At 71.0% G+C, this 17150-nt stretch carries 14 protein-coding genes; 9 read left to right on the top strand and 5 right to left on the bottom strand.

The window, feature by feature from the left end; genetic code table 11:
• Positions 1 to 54 precede the first annotated feature (54 nt).
• The 9 genes from LCN96_RS08555 (at position 55) to LCN96_RS08515 (ending at position 9594) form a co-directional block, all read left to right on the top strand.
• Positions 55 to 1890, top strand: coding sequence for an N-6 DNA methylase (locus LCN96_RS08555; protein WP_225272043.1), 1836 nt, complete (start codon positions 55 to 57; stop codon positions 1888 to 1890).
• 40 nt (positions 1891 to 1930) lie between these two features.
• Positions 1931 to 2821: a serine/threonine-protein kinase gene (locus LCN96_RS08550; protein ID WP_225272042.1), complete on the top strand. Its 891-nt coding sequence runs from the start codon at positions 1931 to 1933 to the stop codon at positions 2819 to 2821.
• A gap of 36 nt (positions 2822 to 2857) precedes the next feature.
• Entirely contained in the window at positions 2858 to 3157 is a 300-nt protein-coding gene (locus LCN96_RS57355; RefSeq protein ID WP_397351861.1) for an iron chelate uptake ABC transporter family permease subunit, read from the top strand.
• A gap of 65 nt (positions 3158 to 3222) precedes the next feature.
• Positions 3223 to 4524, top strand: coding sequence for an ABC transporter substrate-binding protein (locus LCN96_RS08540; RefSeq protein WP_225272041.1), 1302 nt, complete (start codon positions 3223 to 3225; stop codon positions 4522 to 4524).
• Positions 4521 to 5483 (top strand): carbohydrate ABC transporter permease, encoded by a 963-nt coding sequence (locus LCN96_RS08535; RefSeq protein ID WP_225272040.1) that lies wholly within the window; start codon positions 4521 to 4523, stop codon positions 5481 to 5483. Before LCN96_RS08540 ends, LCN96_RS08535 begins: the two co-directional genes overlap by 4 nt.
• The gene (locus LCN96_RS08530) at positions 5480 to 6283 is read left to right on the top strand and encodes a carbohydrate ABC transporter permease (protein ID WP_225272039.1); all 804 of its coding nucleotides are present in this window, start codon (positions 5480 to 5482) and stop codon (positions 6281 to 6283) included. Before LCN96_RS08535 ends, LCN96_RS08530 begins: the two co-directional genes overlap by 4 nt.
• The gene (locus LCN96_RS08525) at positions 6280 to 7650 is read left to right on the top strand and encodes a GH1 family beta-glucosidase (RefSeq protein WP_225272038.1); all 1371 of its coding nucleotides are present in this window, start codon (positions 6280 to 6282) and stop codon (positions 7648 to 7650) included. Before LCN96_RS08530 ends, LCN96_RS08525 begins: the two co-directional genes overlap by 4 nt.
• A 33-nt stretch (positions 7651 to 7683) precedes the next feature.
• On the top strand, positions 7684 to 8679 hold the full coding sequence (locus LCN96_RS08520) for a LacI family DNA-binding transcriptional regulator (protein WP_225272037.1): 996 nt from the start codon (positions 7684 to 7686) through the stop codon (positions 8677 to 8679).
• A 3-nt stretch (positions 8680 to 8682) separates the two neighbouring features.
• Entirely contained in the window at positions 8683 to 9594 is a 912-nt protein-coding gene (locus LCN96_RS08515; RefSeq protein WP_225272036.1) for a phosphotransferase enzyme family protein, read from the top strand.
• Between the two features lie 7 nt (positions 9595 to 9601).
• On the opposite strand, the gene LCN96_RS08510 is transcribed toward LCN96_RS08515, so the two are convergent.
• The 5 genes from LCN96_RS08510 to LCN96_RS08490 are packed head-to-tail and all read right to left on the bottom strand — an operon-like array spanning position 9602 to position 17148.
• The gene (locus tag LCN96_RS08510; protein ID WP_225272035.1) at positions 9602 to 10507 is read right to left on the bottom strand and encodes a carboxymuconolactone decarboxylase family protein; all 906 of its coding nucleotides are present in this window, start codon (positions 10505 to 10507) and stop codon (positions 9602 to 9604) included.
• Between the two features lie 2 nt (positions 10508 to 10509).
• Positions 10510 to 13797, bottom strand: a complete 3288-nt coding sequence (locus LCN96_RS08505) for a tetratricopeptide repeat protein (protein WP_225272034.1) — start codon at positions 13795 to 13797, stop codon at positions 10510 to 10512.
• Between the two features lie 33 nt (positions 13798 to 13830).
• The gene (locus tag LCN96_RS08500) at positions 13831 to 15348 is read right to left on the bottom strand and encodes a glycoside hydrolase family 13 protein (RefSeq protein WP_225272033.1); all 1518 of its coding nucleotides are present in this window, start codon (positions 15346 to 15348) and stop codon (positions 13831 to 13833) included.
• A 4-nt stretch (positions 15349 to 15352) separates the two neighbouring features.
• A complete protein-coding gene (locus tag LCN96_RS08495; RefSeq protein WP_225272032.1) occupies positions 15353 to 16285 on the bottom strand; it encodes a carbohydrate ABC transporter permease in 933 nt (310 codons plus the stop codon).
• On the bottom strand, positions 16282 to 17148 hold the full coding sequence (locus tag LCN96_RS08490) for a carbohydrate ABC transporter permease (protein WP_225272031.1): 867 nt from the start codon (positions 17146 to 17148) through the stop codon (positions 16282 to 16284). Before LCN96_RS08490 ends, LCN96_RS08495 begins: the two co-directional genes overlap by 4 nt.
• Between the last annotated feature and the right edge of the window lie 2 nt (positions 17149 to 17150).

Raw genomic sequence — 17150 nt, 5'->3', positions numbered from 1 at the left:
GAAAGACTTCACAAGCAGATGCGCTGAAGACTCTTGTGAACTACTGTGGGTTGCATGAGCCACGACCCGACCGTGAACGCCGGGGACATCGCCCGGCTCGCGGGTGTCGGGCGTGCCGCGGTGAGCAACTGGCGACGTCGCCACGACGACTTCCCCCAGCCCATCGGCGGCACCGCCAACCAGCCGCTGTTCTCGCTGCGGCAGGTCGAGTCATGGCTGCGGCGCTATGGGAAGTCCTACCAGGTATCGCTGGGAGATCGGGTCTGGCAACGCCTGAAAGCCGCGGGCGATTTGCGGCTGGGCGAGCTGGTGGCCCAGGCCGGGCTCCTGCTGACCAGGTCCGACACCCAGGCAGGCCCGCTGATCACGAAGGCGGGTCGCGCCGCCGACGATGACGACGGCGATGGCGTGGGCGTGGGCGCCACCGGCGGGCTCGACAGCGAGCTGGCGGAGCTCGTCCGCGAGCTGGGCGAGCAGCACGGCGCGCCGGCCGCCTACGAGTTCCTCTGCGAGCGCTACCTCGAAGCCCACTCCCGGCAGCTCTCGGTCACCCGCGAGGACGTGGCCGCGCTGATGCGCCGCCTCGTCAGCGCCGAGGGCACGACCGTGCTCGACCCGGCCTGCGGCGTCGGCACCCTGCTGCTCGCCCCCGGCTCGGCGGCACGCGTGCTCGGCCAGGAGCTCAGCGCGACCTCCGCCGTCATCACCGCCTCCAGGCTGCTGCTGCGCGGCGTCGAGGCCAGGGTCGTGGCCGGCGACACCATGCGGCACGACGGCTTCGCGGGCGAGCGGGCCGACGCCGTCGTGTGCGATCCGCCGTTCAACGAGCGGGCCTGGGGCTACGAGGAGCTGACCGGCGACCCGCGCTGGGAGTACGGCCTGCCGCCGCGCGGCGAGCCCGAGCTGGCCTGGGTGCAGCACTGCCTCACGCACGTCAAGCCGCGCGGCCTGGTCGCCATCCTCATGCCACCCGCCGCCGCCAGCCGCAAGGCGGGCCGCCGCATCCGCGCCAACCTGCTGCGCGCGGGCGCGCTGCGGGCCGTCGTCGCGCTGCCCGGCAGCGACCTGTGGCTGCTGCGCCGCCCGGCCGCCGGCGAGCGGCCGCCGTCCGACGTGCTCATCCTGGACGCCACGGCCGACCTGTCGGTGGTCGAGCCGGCCTGGCAGGCGTACCTGGAGGACCGTTCCGACCAGACCGTACGCATCATCGACCTGCTGGCCGACGAGGTCGACATGACCCCGGCGCGGCACCAGCGGCGCGACGACGTGGGCCGGGCGTTCGCCGAGGCCCGCGACCGCTTCCTGGCGGCGGCGGCCGTGCCGCCGGACCTGAAGGTGCTGGAGCAGCCGCTCGACCAGCCCGCCACCACGCTCGGCGACCTGATCAAGGAGGGCCTGGTGACCACGGTCCAGGCTCCGCCCAAGATGTCCGCCGACGGCGGCGACGTGCCGGTCCTGACGACCGATGACGTGCTCAACGGCGGCGCCCCCTCCGGCCTGACCACGATGCAGCAGGGCCTCGTGCCGGTCCAGCCGGGCGACGTGGTGGCGTCCTACTCGGCCGTACGGGTGCTGGAGGACGGCGGCGGCGCCGTGCTGGGGCCGCACCTGACGCTGTACCGGGTCGACTCGCGCAGGCTCGACCCCGACTTCCTGGCCGGCTTCCTGCGGGCCGCCGGCGGGCGGGTGACGACCGGCTCCAGCAGGTTCGACGTGCGGCGCACCCGCCTGCCCCGGCTGTCGCTGAAGGAGCAGAAGGCGTACGGGGAGGCGTTCAGGCAACTGGCCGTGCTGGAGGACGCCATCCGTGAGACCTCGACGCTGGGGCAGACCCTGATCCGGCTGGGCCTCGACGGCCTCGCCGACGGGCACCTGCACCCGCAGTCCTGACGGTGTAGTTTTTCCCCGAAAGGCTGCGGGAGGGGCGTTGATGGTCATCGGTGACCGCTATGAGCTCGACGACCTCCCCCTGGGGCAGGGCGGCATGGGAGCGGTCTACGCCGGCCACGACCGCCACCTCGACCGCCGGGTCGCGGTGAAGCTGCTGCGGCTGCCCAGCGGGCCCGATCACGAGCTGGAGCGCAGGTTCATCCGCGAGGCGCGCATCCTGGCCAGGCTGGAGCATCCGGGCGCCCCCGTCCTGTACGACTTCGGCACCCACGAGCAGCGCCTCTACCAGGTGATGCAGTTCATCGAAGGCGTCACCGTGGCCGACGTGGTGCACGAGCACGGGCCGCTGCCGGTGCCGTGGGCGGCGGCGATCGCGGCGCAGGCGTGCGCGGTCCTGTCGGCGGCGCACGCGCTGGCGATCTGCCATCGCGACCTCAAGCCGACCAACCTCATGCTCTGCCCCGACGGCAGCGTGAAGGTGCTGGACTTCGGGCTGGCGATGTTGCGGGAGTCGGACGTCACGACGTTCACCAGGATCGGCCAGATCCTGGGCACGCCGGCGTACATGGCTCCCGAGCAGATCCAGCACGGCGTCGCCGAGCCGCGCAGCGACCTGTACTCGCTCGGCTGCGTGCTGCACGAGATGCTGAGCGGGCGGCAGCTCTTCACCGGGCCGACCGACTACGTGGTCTTCGAGAAGCAGGTCAAGGAGCGCCCGCCGCAGATCCCGGGGCTGCCGGAGCCGCTGAGCGCGCTGCTGGCGCAACTGCTGGAGAAGCAGCCCGGCGACCGGCCCGCCGACGCCGACGAGCTGTACGAGCGGCTCGACCCGTTCGCGGTGGACCTGCCGATGTTGCCGGGCTTCCTGACCGAGGCGCCGAGCCCGGGCCGCATGTACGCCCGGATGGCCGGGCGTGCGCTGACCTCCTGACCTCCCCCCTTCCGGCACCGCGAAGGTGAACGAGGAGTGCACGACCTCCGCCTGCCGCGCACGCTGCTCGGCCGCTGCGTCGGCCTGGCGCTGGGCCTGGCGAGGGCGCTCATGCAGGGGCTGACCCGCAACCCGCCGGCCGACCCCGGGCTGCTCGGCGTGGACTCGGGCGCATCGCTGGCCGCCGTCTGCTCGATCCTGTTCTTCGGGGGCTGCCGGGCCGATCGGGTTCCCACCTCACCAGCCGAACGGGCCCTACGAGGGGTGCGCCCCGAAGAACGCGCTCTCTCAGGTAACACGGATCGTTATTTAACCTCGATTGACAGCAGCATGTGAGCACCGGGACTCTCTTGAGAGAGCGCTCTCTCACCAGCCCAAGCATGACCCCAGGAGGGTTTCCCATGGCCCCTCGCATCCGGCGGCTCGGCCTGCCGTTGCTCACCGCGTCCGTCCTCGCCCTGGCGACGGCGTGCGGCGGTGGTGGAGGCGGCGGCGACACCGCCACCGAGTCGAGCGCCAAGCCCGGAGAGAAGATCAAGCTGACGGTCGACCTGTTCGGCGACTTCGGCTTCAAGCCGCTCTACGAGGAGTACAAGAAGTCGCACCCGAACATCGAGATCGTCGAGAACGTCACGCAGTTCAACGACCACCACAGCAACCTGGTCAAGCGGCTGGCCACGAACGCCGGCGCGGGGGACGTCGCGGCGGTCGAGGTGGGCTACATCAGCACGTTCACCGCCCAGCCTGGCAAGTTCACCGACCTCAAGCAGTACGGGCTCGACAAGCGCCAGGCCGACTACCTCGACTGGAAGTGGCAGCAGGGCCTGAGCAAGGACGGCGCGCAGGTGCTCGGCCTCGGCACCGACGTGGGCGGGCTGGCCATGTGCTACCGCAAGGACCTGTTCAAGAAGGCCGGGCTGCCCGAGGACCGCGAGGAGGTGTCGGCGCTCTGGCCCACCTGGGAGCAGTACATCGAGACGGGCAAGAAGTTCGCCGCCGCGAACGTGGCCGGCGCCAAGTTCGTCGACTCCCCCGGTGAGATCTTCCGCGCCATGGTCAACCAGGCGCCCGTCGGCCTGTACGACGCCCAGGACAACATCATCGTGGAGTCCAACCCCGACGTGAAGAAGGCCTGGGACCTGTCGAACCAGCTCACCGCGGACGGCCTGACCGCCAAGCTGGCCGCCTTCTCGCCGCCGTGGAACACCGGCTTCGCCAAGGGCTCGTTCGCCACGATCATCTGCCCGGCCTGGATGACCGGCTTCATCCAGGAGCAGGCCAAGGACTCCGCCGGCAAGTGGGACATCGCCAGCGTGCCCGGCGGCTCCGGCAACAGCGGCGGCTCGCACCTGATGGTGCCCAAGCAGAGCAAGCACCCGAAGGAGGCGGCCGAGCTGATCGACTTCCTCACCTCCAAGGAGAACCAGGCCAAGGTCTTCAAGGAGGAGGGCACCTTCCCGTCCATCCCGGCCCTGTACGACGACCCGTCGATCCAGAACTTCACCAAGCCGTTCTTCGGCGACGCCCCCATCGGCAAGATCTACTCCGACGCCGCCAAGGCGCTCAAGCCGCAGCACCTCGGCCCGAAGGAGGCCGACGTGCGCACGGCCATCGGCAACGGCCTGGGCCGCGTCGAGCAGGGCAAGCAGACGCCGGAAGAGGCGTGGGCGCAGGTGCTCGAGGACGTCAAGAAGATCAAATGAGCACCCTTCCCCTCGCGGTCACGCGACGGCGTAGGCGCAGCGTGCGGCACACCCTCGACGTGAGGGTGTCGCCGTACGCCTACGTGGCCCCGTTCTTCCTGCTGTTCTGCGCCTTCGGGCTGTTCCCGCTGGTCTACACGGCCTGGGTGAGCCTGCACGAGTGGACGTTGCTCTCCGAGACGCAGGAGTTCATCGGCCTGGGCAACTACTCGACGCTGCTCACCGACGCCTACTTCTGGAACGCCACCTTCAACACCCTGTCGATCGGCGTGCTGTCCACCGTGCCGCAGCTCGCGCTGGCCATCTGGCTGGCGCACCTGCTCAACCGGCGGCTGCGCTTCCAGACCTTCTTCCGGATCGCGCTGCTGCTGCCGAACGTCACCAGCGTGGTGGCGGTCGTGGTGATCTTCAGCCAGCTCTTCGGCCGGGACTTCGGCATGATCAACTGGATGCTGTCCTGGTTCGGGGCCGGCCACATCGACTGGGCGGCGGGCACGGCCACCTCGCACATCGCGCTCTCGGTGATGATCATGTGGCGGTGGACCGGCTACAACGCGCTGATCTTCCTGGCCGCCATGCAGGCCGTCCCGCGCGAGCTGTACGAGGCCGCCACCCTCGACGGGGCGAGCAACTTCACCCAGCTCCGACGCATCACGATCCCGATGATCCGGCCGACGATCATCTTCGTGGTCATCGTCTCCACGATCGGCGCCATGCAGATCATCGCCGAGCCCATGCTGTTCGGGCAGAGCAGCGGCGGCGGTGGCGGCATCGCCACGGGCGGCCCCGACCGCCAGTTCCAGACGCTGGCGCTGTTCGTCTACGAGCAGGGCTTCGCGAACTCGACGTTCGACTTCGGCTACGCCTCGGCGGCGTCGTGGCTGATGTTCGTGGCCGTGGTGGTGGTCGCCGGGATCAACTTCCTGATCACCCGCAAGGTGAAGGGAGGTCTGGTGTGAGACTGCGTTACCTCACCCTGACCGCGGTGGCCTTCTTCTCGGCGTTCCCGCTGTACTACAGCGTCGTGGTGGCCTCCAGGCACAACTCCGCGCTGGCCGAGGTGCCGCCGCCGCTGATCCCCGGCGGGAACTTCTTCGCCAACGTCTCCCGGGTCTTCGACACCGTGCCCTTCGGGCTCGCGCTGGCCAACTCGGTCATCGTGGCGGGCTCGATCTCGATCGCGGTGATGTTCTTCTCGACGCTGGCCGGATTCGCCTTCGCCAAGCTGCAGTTCAGGGGCAGGAACATCATGCTGGTGATCACGGTCGCGACCATGATGGTCCCGGCGCAGCTCGGCATCATCCCGCTCTACATGCTCATGGTGAAGCTGGAGTGGACCGGCACCAACTACGCGCTGATCGTGCCCGCGCTGGTCAACGCGTTCGGCGTGTTCTTCATGACGCAGTACCTCTCACGCGCCCTGCCCACCGAGCTGCTGGAGGCCGGGCGGGTGGACGGCTGCTCGACGTGGGGGCTGTTCTGGCACGTGGTGCTGCCGGCCGCGCGGCCGGCCGCGGCGGTGCTCGGCATGCTGACGTTCATGTCGGCCTGGAACGACTACTTCTGGCCGCTGGTGGTGCTCACCCCGGACAATCCGACCGTCCAGGTGGCGCTGTCGACCCTGGCCAGCGGGTACGTCAACGACTACGTGCTCGGGCTCGCGGGCACCGCGATCGGGACCCTGCCGCTCGTGGCCGTCTTCGCCCTGTTCGGCAAGCAAATCATCGGTGGAATCATGCAAGGAGCTGTTAAGGGATGATCTTTCCCGAGGACTTCGTCTGGGGTGCCGCCACGGCCTCCTACCAGATCGAGGGGGCGGTCAAGGAGGACGGGCGGGGCCAGTCGATCTGGGACACCTTCTCCCACACCCCCGGGAACGTGGCCGACGGCGACACCGGCGACGTGGCCTGCGATCACTATCACCGCTTCCGTGACGACATCGGGCTGATGCGCGAGCTGCGGCTGGCGGCCTACCGCTTCTCGGTGGCCTGGCCGCGCATCCAGCCGGACGGCGTGGGCCCGGTCAACCCCCGCGGCCTGGCCTTCTACGACAAGCTCGTAGATGAACTACTAGCCGCCGAAATTTCGCCTTATGTCACGCTTTATCACTGGGATCTCCCCCAAGCCCTCGAAGACCGCGGCGGCTGGACGAACCGCGACACGGCCTACCGCTTCGCCGACTACGCCGAGGCCGTCCACGCCCGGCTCGGCGACCGCGTCGCCGACTGGGCCACGCTGAACGAGCCCTGGGTGGCCGCCTTCCTCGGCTACGGCAACGGCGTGCACGCGCCGGGCCGCCGCCGCCCCGCCGACGCCATGCGCTCGGCCCACCACCTGCTGCTCGGCCACGGGCTGGCGGCCAGGCGGCTGCGCGAGGCCGGCGCGCCCACGATCATGCTGGTCGTCAACTCCTCCCCCGTGCTCACCCCCGCCCAGGTCAACGACCCGTCGGCGGTGCCGAGCGAGGCGGACGCGGCCGTGGCGCACCGCATCCACACGCTGCTGACCAGGCAGTTCCTCGACCCGGCGGTCTACGGGACGTACCCGGAGGAGGTCTTGGAGGCGGCGGCCCGCAACGGCGGGACGGCGCACATCCAGGACGGCGACCTGGAGCTGATCAACGCCCCGCTCGACCTGGTCGGCGTCAACTACTACAACCCGTGCGTGGTCGAGTCGGGCCCCGGGCTGCCGGCCGACGCCGCGTGGCCGGGCTCGGAGGACGTCAGGTTCGCCACGGCGGACGCGCCGACGACCGCGATGGGCTGGCCGATCGTGCCGGACGGGCTGTCGCGGCTGCTCGTCCGGCTCTCGCAGGACTACCCGCGGGTCGGCCTCATGGTGACCGAGAACGGCGCGGCCTTCGACGACGTGGTCCGCGACGGCCAGGTGCACGACGACGAGCGGGTGGCCTACCTCGACGGGCACCTGCGCGAGGTGCACCGGGCCATCGAGGCGGGCGCGGACCTGCGCGGTTACCTGGTGTGGTCGCTGCTGGACAACTTCGAGTGGGCCGAGGGCTACCGGCGGCGGTTCGGCATCGTGCACGTGGACTACGCGACGCAGGAGCGGGTGCTCAAGGACAGCGCGCTGTGGTACCGGGACGTGATCGTCAGGAACGGCCTGTAGATTCTTTGACGTGCTCTCCCTCCTGGTGCAGACATGAGACGCCCGACCCTTGAGGCGGTCGCCGCCCGCGCGGGCGTTTCGCGCGCCACCGCCTCCCGGGTGGTCAACGGGCAGACGACAGTGGCGCCGCACATCCGCGACGCCGTGCTGCGCGCGATCGACGAGCTGGGCTACGTGCCCAACTCCGCCGCGCGCAGCCTGGTCACCCAGCGCACCGACTCGGTGGCCCTGGTCGTGAGCGAGCCGGGGACCAGGGTCTTCTCCGAGGACCCGCTGTTCTCCACCGCGATCAGGTCCGCCTCGGTGGAGCTGGAGGCGATCAACAAGCAGGTCGTGCTGATGCTGGCGTCCTCGCCCAAGAGTCACGCCAGGGTGGAGCGTTACATCTCCGGCGGCCACGTCGACGGGGTGATGCTGCTGTCCATGCACGGCGCCGACCCGCTGCCGGCCGCGCTGTCACGGCTGCGCGTGCCGGTGGTCTCCTACGGGCGTCCCGCCGTGCCGGTCGACATCCCGTTCGTCGACAACGACAACGTCGGCGGGGCCGAGGCAGGGGTGCGGCACCTGGTGGAGACGGGGCGGCGCAGGATCGCCACCATCGCCGGCCCGCAGGACATGATCGCCGGCCAGGACCGGCTGGCCGGCTACCGCAACGTGCTGCGCGACTCCGACCGCCGCTCGATCGTGGCGGTCGGCGACTTCACCCGCGAGTCGGGCGCGATCGCGATGCGCCAGCTCCTCGGCGACGACCCGGCGCTGGACGCCGTGTTCGTGGCCAACGACATGATGGCGGTCGGGGCGCTGCAGTCGCTGCGGCAGGCCGGGCGGCGGGTGCCCGACGACGTGGCGGTGGTGGGCTTCGACGACGTCGAGGCGGCCAAGTACACCGAGCCGCCGCTGACGACGCTCCGGCACCCGATCGCCGAGCAGGCGGCGGCCATGGTCAGGCTGCTGCTCAACCTGTTCGAGGGCGGGCCGACCGATCCGATCATCCTGCCCACGGAGCTGGTGATCAGGGAGTCGGCCTAGGCCATGGTCTCCCGCAGCGCCGCCGTGTCCGCCGCCGTCGCCGTCGCCGTCGCGCGGGAGCACGGGGTGCGGGTGCTGGAGCCGGTGGTGCTGAACGACTCCTTCAACCTGCGCGTCCTGCTGCGGCCCGCGCCCGTCGTGGCGCGCGTGCCCACCACCACGGCACTCGGCCGGCCTGACCCGGCCGACGCGCTGGAGCGCGAAGTGGCGGTGGTGTCGTACCTGCACGGGGCGGGTGTGCCGGTGGTGCCGCCCAGCGGGCTGCTGCCCGCCGGTCCTCATCGGCGCGACGGGGTCGCGATGTCCTTCTGGGCGCACGTCCCGCACGATGCCGGGCGGGTGATCACGCCCGAGGAGGCCGGGCGGATGCTGGCCGAGCTGCACGAGGCGTTGCGCGGGTTCCCCGGCGAGCTGCCCCGACTGGGGCCGGTGCTGGACGAGCCCGCGCGGCTGCTCGGCCTGCTGGCGCGGCAGGGCTCCTGGCTGGTCGGGGACGGGGAGCTGGCGCGGCTGCGGGAGGCGCACGCGGGGTGCGCGGAGCGGCTCGGTGGGCCGGTTGTTGAGACGGATGGGCTCGGCGGGCCGGTGCAGGCGGTGCACGGGGACGCGCATCCCGGCAACCTGCTCGCCACGCCCGGCGGGCTGCTGTGGAACGACTTCGAGGAGTGCATGACCGCGCCCGTGGCGTGGGACCTGGCGTGCCTGCTGCGCACGACGCGGCTCGACGGGCGGGCCGCCGTGCGGGCCTACGGGGCCGATCCGGGCGAGCCGGAGCTGCGGGCGTTCCTGGCGGCGCGCGGGCTGCAGGGCACGCTGTGGGTGCTGGCCAGGGCGCTACGCTTCCCCGACCAGGCGGACGCGGCCCGTACGGTGCTGCGGACGTGGCTGGACGATCCCAGCGGCGCCACCCGCTGAGCCGGCCTCACACCCGGAAGACGCGGAGCTGGAGAGCCAGCGTGGAGTAGTAGCCGACCAGCGTGGTCAGCTCGAACACCTCCCGCTCCCCCAGCACGGCGTACTCCTCCTCGTCCAGATCCCCCTTGGTCACCAGCGCCCGCACCACGCGCAGCACCGCCGCCTCGCCCGGGTCGTCGAGCGCCGGCGGCGAGCCGTCGCGCAACGCCCGGAGCTGCTCCTCGGTGAAGCCCAGCTCGCGGGCGATCGGCTCGTGGGCGGCCTGCTCGAAGGCGCTGTCCTGGTGCCCGGCCACGACCAGGATCGCCAGCTCCCGCGCCCGGTCGCTGAGCGTGGAGCGGTAGCGGACGGCGGCGCCCAGCTCCTGGAGCGGGTCGCCGAGGGCCGGGCTGAGCAGCATCGCGTTGAACGGCCCCGTGAGCCCGCCCTCCGCATCGACCATGAACCGGCCGCGCGGCCCCGAGGTGATCTTGTCGTAGAGCGCCCGGGCCTCCGGGTCCAGCTCGTGCGGTGGTGTCCTGCGCAGCCGTGCCATCCCGTGATCGTAACCACCGCTGCTCCGCGCCGGGGAGGAGGTCCGGCCGGGGCTGTCCTGGGTGCCGCTCATCGCCGTGAGCGTCTCCTGGACGGTGAGGGTGATGACCTCCTCGTCGCGAGTCGTGAGGGTGCGGGAGCGGCGCAGCTCGGTACGAACCGTGCGGCTGACCACGTCCGGCGACGGCGTGTCCGTCTTCTTCCTGAGGTCCTGATAGACCGTCCAGGCCAGGGCGGCGGCGCTGACGATCAGGGAGGCCAGGGAGACGGGGTCCAGGTACTGGTCGGGGCGGCGGGCCTGGAGGGCGCTCTCCACGTCGGCGGTGAGGCCGAGGCGGCGAGCGGCGGCTCTGGCACCGTCGGCTACGGGGTCGGGCACGGTCAGCTCCTCCTCAAGGTGTCCAGCGATCCGCGCTCACGGTCGATGTCCGTACGCAGGTCCAGCGACTGGGCGAGCGCGAGTGCCCGGGTGAACCACTGCTCCGCCTCCCGCGGCCGGCCGAGCTGCACCGCCATGACCCCGAGCTGGTGGTAGTTGGCGACCAGATGGCCGCCGCGGTTGAGCTCCTCGTTGACCTCCAGCGCCGCGAGGTACCACCGCTCCGCCTCGGCCCAGTGCTGCCGCTCCTGGGCCAGCAGGCCGAGCTGGTGGTAGGTGATGGCGGCATGCGGGCGGTTGCCGACGTCCTCGTTGAGTGCCAGGGATCGGTGGTACCACCGCTCCGCCTCGTGCCACCGCCGGCGCTCCTGCGCGATCATGCCGAGCTGATGGAAGCCGTCGGCCATGCGAGCCTGGTCGCCCAGCTCCTCCTCGACGGCCAGCGCCTTGCGGAACCAGCGCCCCGCCTCCTTCCAGCGCCGCTGCTCCTGCGCGCATCGGCCGAGCTGGTGGTAACACCCGGCCAGACCCGCCCGATCGCCGCACTCCTCGTGCATGGCCAGGGACGTGCGGTGCCACCGCTCCGCCTCCTCCCACCGCTCCCGCTCTCCCGCCACCACGCCGAGCTGGTGGTAGACGCCCGATAACAGCCGTTGCCGGTAGGGGCCCGGCGGCTGCCGCTCGAGGTGCTCCAGGATCGCCGTGTACCTCTCCTGGGCCTGGCCGATCCGCTCGTCGAGCACCGATCTGGTCGCTTCGGCGCTCGCCACGAAGGCCCAGCACCGGCCGGCGTCGCTGTCCAGACCTGGCGGGCTTCCGTCAGCGCCTTCGAGCGCGAGCCGCATGCGGTCGGTCCAGCCTCGCGTCTCCTCGCTCAATCCACGGATGTCCCAGTATTCGACCAGCGTCTGCACGATGCACTGGGCGCGGTCCCAGATCTTCTCCTCGATGGCGTGGGCGAGCATGCCGGTGAGATTGCGCGCATGCAGCCGCGTCAGCAGGACACCGGCCTTGGCGCTCCGGCCCGACAGCTGCGGCAGCAGGAAGTCGGCCAGCGCGGAGCAGGTCTGCAGCATCGCGCCCGCGGCGGCGGCGTGCTCCGCCGCGAAGGAGTCCTCGGCTCGCCAGCGCTGGGCCAGGAAGGCGGGCAGAGCAGGATGGATGCGGTACATGCCGTCGGCGAACCGGGTGAGCAGGCCGACGGCGGCGGCGCCGTCCAGGACGCGGGTCCAGTCGTCGGCCGTCAGCCCGCGCACGCGTTGCAGCACGTCGGAGATGCCCGACAGCCACGCCAGCAGGTTCGCGTCCACCACGCCGTGGAACAGCGCGACCATGGTCAGGGCGCGCCGGTCGGCCTCGGGCAGGCGGTCGAAGGAGTAGCCGATGCTCGCCGTGAGCGAGCTGCGGCGATCCCCGTCGTCCCGCCCCGGCAGCGGGGCGGCGCCGCGTAGGGCGGCGAGCAGGGCGGCCGGGCCGGTGGTCGCCAGGTGGGGCAGGATCAGGCGCATGCTGAGCGGGTGGCCGTCGAGCCACTCCATCAGCTCGGCGAACGCCGGGCTCGCGCGCCTGCGCCCGGCCTCGGGGAACGGTTCGAGGAGCTGGTCGGCGTACAGGACGGCCTCGTCGGCGCTCAGCCCGTCCACCTCGACGCGGCGCAGGTCGCCGAGCCACTCCTCCGGGTTGCGGCTGACGATCAGGACCGTGCCGGCCTCGCCCAGGAAGCGCTTGAGCTCGTCCAGCTCGGTGGCGGACAGCGGCGGGGTGACGGGGTCGGGCATGGTGTGCACGGACTCGAAGTCGTCCCAGATGAGCAGCAGGCGGCGCTCCCGCAGCAACCGGCGCACCACCGCGAGCCGCTGCGCGGGGTCCCTGCGCGCGAAGTCCGTCCCGAAGACCCGCAGGCCGATCCCGTCGATCACGCCGCTCAGCCCGAACGAGGCGACGCCCGGCTCGAAGGAGTGCCAGATCACCCAGTCGGGCCGCTCGACGCCGCCCGTGTCGCGCCACCAGCGTCCGAACGCCTTGGCCAGCTCGGTCTTGCCGGCACCGCCCGAGCCGTGCAGGATCACGACCCTCTGCAGCCGGGCGGCCGATTCGAGGGTGTGGAAGAGGTCGTCACGGCCGACGAACACGCCGACCGGCGCCAGGTCGTCGTCCGATGGGGGCTCGTCGGGCGGCCGGTCCAGCAGGTCGTCCAGCGAGGCGCCCCGGCGCTCGGTGCGCAGGCCGGGGAAGCCGAGGTCGCGCCGCAGGTAGTGCACCGGCACCACCCAGTCCTCCAGCGGCAGCCTGCCCTTGGGGCTGGGCCGGCCGTCGCGCAGTGCCAGGCGGGCCCGGCCGGCGGTGACGGCGTCGGCCACCCGGTCACCGGCGAACAGGCGCTCGTAGAAGGCGGCCATGAACTCGGCCGCCGCGACCGCGTACACGCTGTAGGCCATCGCCACCACGGACGCCGCCCCGCCCCGCACCAGGTGGGCCGCGACCTGCGCGGAGCGGCAGGCGTTCAGCACCACCACGGGGACGCGGCCCTCCGCCAGCACCCGCGCCACCTTCTCCGCGGGGACGGGATCCGCTCCCCCGCCCTCCTGCTCGAACACGACCCCGCCGTACGCGGCGCCGTGCCCGTCGAAGTGCACCACCTGGAACGGCTCCTCGATCAGCACCCGGCGCAGGTGCTCAAGGGTCGGCGGGCGCAGCACGACCAGCTCGACGTTGCCGCGTACCGCGTCGAGCATGCCCAGCAGGGGGCGGGCGATCAGCCCGTAGCCCACGTCGTCGCGCCCTTCGGGGCGGGAGATGACCATCAGCACCCGCAGCCGTCCCTCTGCCGCGGGGAATGATCCACTCAGATCCTGTACGGGCAGGCTCCGGGTCACCGACACGCCGTCGAGCACGATCGGCCTCCTCCGGCTGGGATCGCGCATCAGCTCCCACGGCAGCCCGAGCGACTGCGTCGACGCGGACCTGATCACCACCTCGGCGTGGTCGCCCCTGGCCCGCACCGCCGCGTACGCCGCCCGCGTCTCGGGCGTGCCGAAGACCGCGTGGAACAGGCCCTCCCCCCACGCCGGCAGCCGGGCCGCGATGCCGGAGCCGCGGTCGGCGTACCCGGCGTAGGGGTGTCTGAGGTAGTCCTCCAGATACCAGCGGAGGTCTTCCAGCGAGTCACGGTCGAGGGGCAGCACCAGCGGGGCGGGCTCGCCGACGGGCTGCGGCAGCTCGCCGGCCGGCCACATGGACACCGACAGCATGCCGTCGTCGGCGATGTCGAGCAGCAACCGATCGACCATCGGCACACCCCGCCCAGGCTGGTTGCCCCCAGGCTAACTCTCCGGGGAGAGCCAGGCCGTCGTGTCGGACGGCAGCAGCCCGTCCACGACCGGGCCGCTGGCCAGCAGCAGCCTGCCCGCCGGCAGCGGGACCGGGTCGGCGCCCAGGTTCGTGACGCAGGTCAGGCCCGAGTCGCGGGTGAAGGCCAGCACCTGCTCGCCCAGCGGTAGCCAGGTCAGCGTGCCGTCACCGAGCAGCTCGCGCCGGATGCGCAGGCCCGTACGGTAGAGGTTCAGCATCGAGCCGAGGTCCGTCCGCTGGGCCTCGGCGGTGAGCTTGCGCCAGCTCTCCGGCTGCGGCAGCCACGGCGTGCCCGTGCCGAAGCCGAACGGCGGCTCCTCGCCCGACCACGGCAGCGGGATGCGGCAGCCGTCGCGGCCCGGGTTCCTGCCGCCGGAGCGGGCGTACATCGGGTCCTGGCGCACCTCGTCGGGCAGGTGCTCCACCTCGGGCAGGCCCAGCTCCTCGCCCTGGTAGACGTAGACGGAGCCGGGCAGCGCCATCGCCAGCAGCGCCGCCGCGCGGGCCCGGCGGTAGCCCAGCTCCAGGTCCGTCGGGGTGCCGTGCAGGGCGCCGCCGTGGGCGAAGGAGGTGTCGGCGCGGCCGTACCGGGTGACGGGTCTGGTCACGTCGTGGTTGGACAGCACCCACGTCGGCGGGGCGCCGATGGGGGTGTGCGTGGCCAGCGTCAGCTCGATCGACCTGCGCAGGTCGGCGGGCTCCCAGGCGCAGGACAGGAAGTCGAAGTTGAAGGCCGTGTGCAGCTCGTCGGGACGCAGGTAGCGGGCGAAACGCTCCTGGTCGGGGAGCCAGACCTCCCCGATCAGGATGCGCTCGTCGTACTCGTCGGCCACCTCGCGCCACCGACGGTAGACGTCGTGGACCTCGTCGAGGTCTTCGTAGGCGGTGTCGGACTTGATCAGCAGCGCGGCGGAGTCGATGCGCACGCCGTCCACGCCCCGGTCGAACCAGAAGCGCAGCACGTCCTCGAACTCCTGGTGGACCTCCGGGTTGTTCCAGTTGAAGTCCGGCTGTCCCGGGTCGAACAGGTGCAGGTACCACTGCCCGTCGGGCACCTGCGTCCAGGCCGAGCCGCCGAAGATGGACTGCCAGTCGTTGAGCGGCTCGTCGGCGAACCAGAACCGGTCGCGGGCCGCCGGGTTCGCCAGGGCCTCCTTGAACCAGGCGCTCTCGGTGGAGCTGTGGTTCGGGACGACGTCGATGATGACCTTGATGTCGAGCGCGTGCGCCTCCTCGATGAAGCGCTCGGCCTCGCCCAGAGTCCCGAAGACCGGCTCGATGTCGCGGTAGTCGGCCACGTCGTAGCCGCCGTCGGCCATCGGAGACGGGTACCACGGGTTCAGCCAGATGGCGTCGATCCCCAGGTCCTTCAGATACGGCAGGCGGGAGCGCAGCCCGGCCAGATCGCCGGCGCCGTCGCCGTTGCCGTCGGCGAAACTACGCAGGTAGACCTGGTAGATCGCGGCCCCCCGCCACCACGTTTGCGACATGCGCTTATCCCTTGATGCTTCCGGCGGTGAGACCCGCCATGATGTGCCGTTGGAAGATGAAGAAAACGATGATCATGGGGATGCTGGTGATCAGCAGCCCGCCCATGACCTGGTTCTGGGTGACGGCCCCGGCCGTCTGTGACAGGCCCACGCTGATCGTCATCTTGTCGCTGTCGGTCATGACGAGCAGCGGCCAGACGAAGTCCTTGAACGAGGTGACGATGGTGAAGATCGACACCACGCCCAGGATGGGGCGGGAGATGGGCAGGACCACCGAGCGCAGGGTCCGTACCGCGCCCGCGCCGTCGATCTGCGCGGCCTCGATCAGCTCACGGGGAATCGAGTCGAAGAAGCGCTTGAGCAGGAAGATGTTGAAGCCGTTGGCCGCCGCGGGCAGCCACAGCGCCCACGGACTGTTGAGCAGGCCCAGGTCCACGACCGTCACGTACAGCGGGATGAGCACGACCATCGCCGGGATCATCAGCGTGGCCAGCATCATGCCGAGGATGACGTTGCCGAACATGGGCCGCAGCTTCGACAGCGCGTACGCCGCCGACACGTCCACGGCCATGCAGACGATCCAGCCGCCCAGCGAGTAGTAGCCGGTGTTCAGCAGCAGCGTGCCGATGTCGAACAGGTCCCACGCCTCGAAGAAGGCGTCCGGCGTCGGATCGGCGGGGAAGAGCGTGGGCGGCATCTGCGCCAGCTCCTCCGGCGTCTTCAGCGCGCCCGTGACCATCCAGTACAGCGGGAAGACGAACGCCAGCGTGAACAGCAGGAGCACCGCCGCCAGCACGATCCAGTAGATGCGCCGGCCCCATCTGCTGTTGAGCTGGTGCGGCGAGACGATCGTACGGAACTGCACCTCGATCGGCCTCGGTGACCGCTTCCTGCCCCGCTTGCCCCGGGTCGTCACCTGGGCCCCGACGGAGATCACGCCTTGTCCTCCCTCGTCAGGCGGAGCTGGAAGGCGGCGAACACGAGCAGCACGATCATCAGCATCATGCCGAGCGCACCCGCCGAGCCGTAGTCCTGGAGTGTGAACGCGTTCTGGAACATCAGGTACGCGACCGTGACGGTGGCGTTCTCCGGGCCGCCGCCGGTCAGCATGTACGGCTCGATGAACACCTGCATGGTGGCCACGATCTGCAACATCAGCATGAGCAGCAGGATCAGCCGGGTCTGCGGGATCGTGACGTGCCTGATGCGCTTCCAGATGCCGGCGCCGTCGAGCTCCGCGGCCTCGTACAGCTCCGGCGGGATGTTCTGCAGCGCGGCGAGGTAGATGAGCGTCGCGCTGCCCATGTTCATCCACGTCGAGACGATGACCAGGGAGATCAGCGCGGTCGAGGAGCTGTCCAGCCAGGCCAGCGGCGGCAGGCCGAAGACGTCGAGCACCTGGTTGAACAGCCCGGGCCCCGGATCGTAGAACCACCTGAACAGCAGCACCGCCACGATCGGCGGCAGCATGACCGGCAGGTAGACCACGAACCGCAGGTAGGCCCGGGCGTGGCGCAGCTCGTTCAGCACGAGCGCGACGACGAACGGCACGGCGTAGCCGCAGACCAGTGCGAGGAACGTGAACTCCAGCGTGTTCAGCCACGCCTCACCGAAGGCCGGGTCCCGGAAGGCCGTGACGAAGTTGTCCAGGCCCACCCAGATCGGCTCGTTGATCAGGTCGGTCTTCTGGAAGCTCAGAATGAACTCCCTGACCATCGGATACCAGGCGAACACCGTGAAACACGCCAGCGCCGCGCACAAGAACCCGTAGGCCGTCAGATTGCGCCTCAAGATCTGCATAG

It is taken from the genome of Nonomuraea gerenzanensis (assembly GCF_020215645.1).
Classification (GTDB): domain Bacteria; phylum Actinomycetota; class Actinomycetes; order Streptosporangiales; family Streptosporangiaceae; genus Nonomuraea; species Nonomuraea gerenzanensis.
This window is presented reverse-complemented; position numbering and strand designations above follow the sequence as displayed.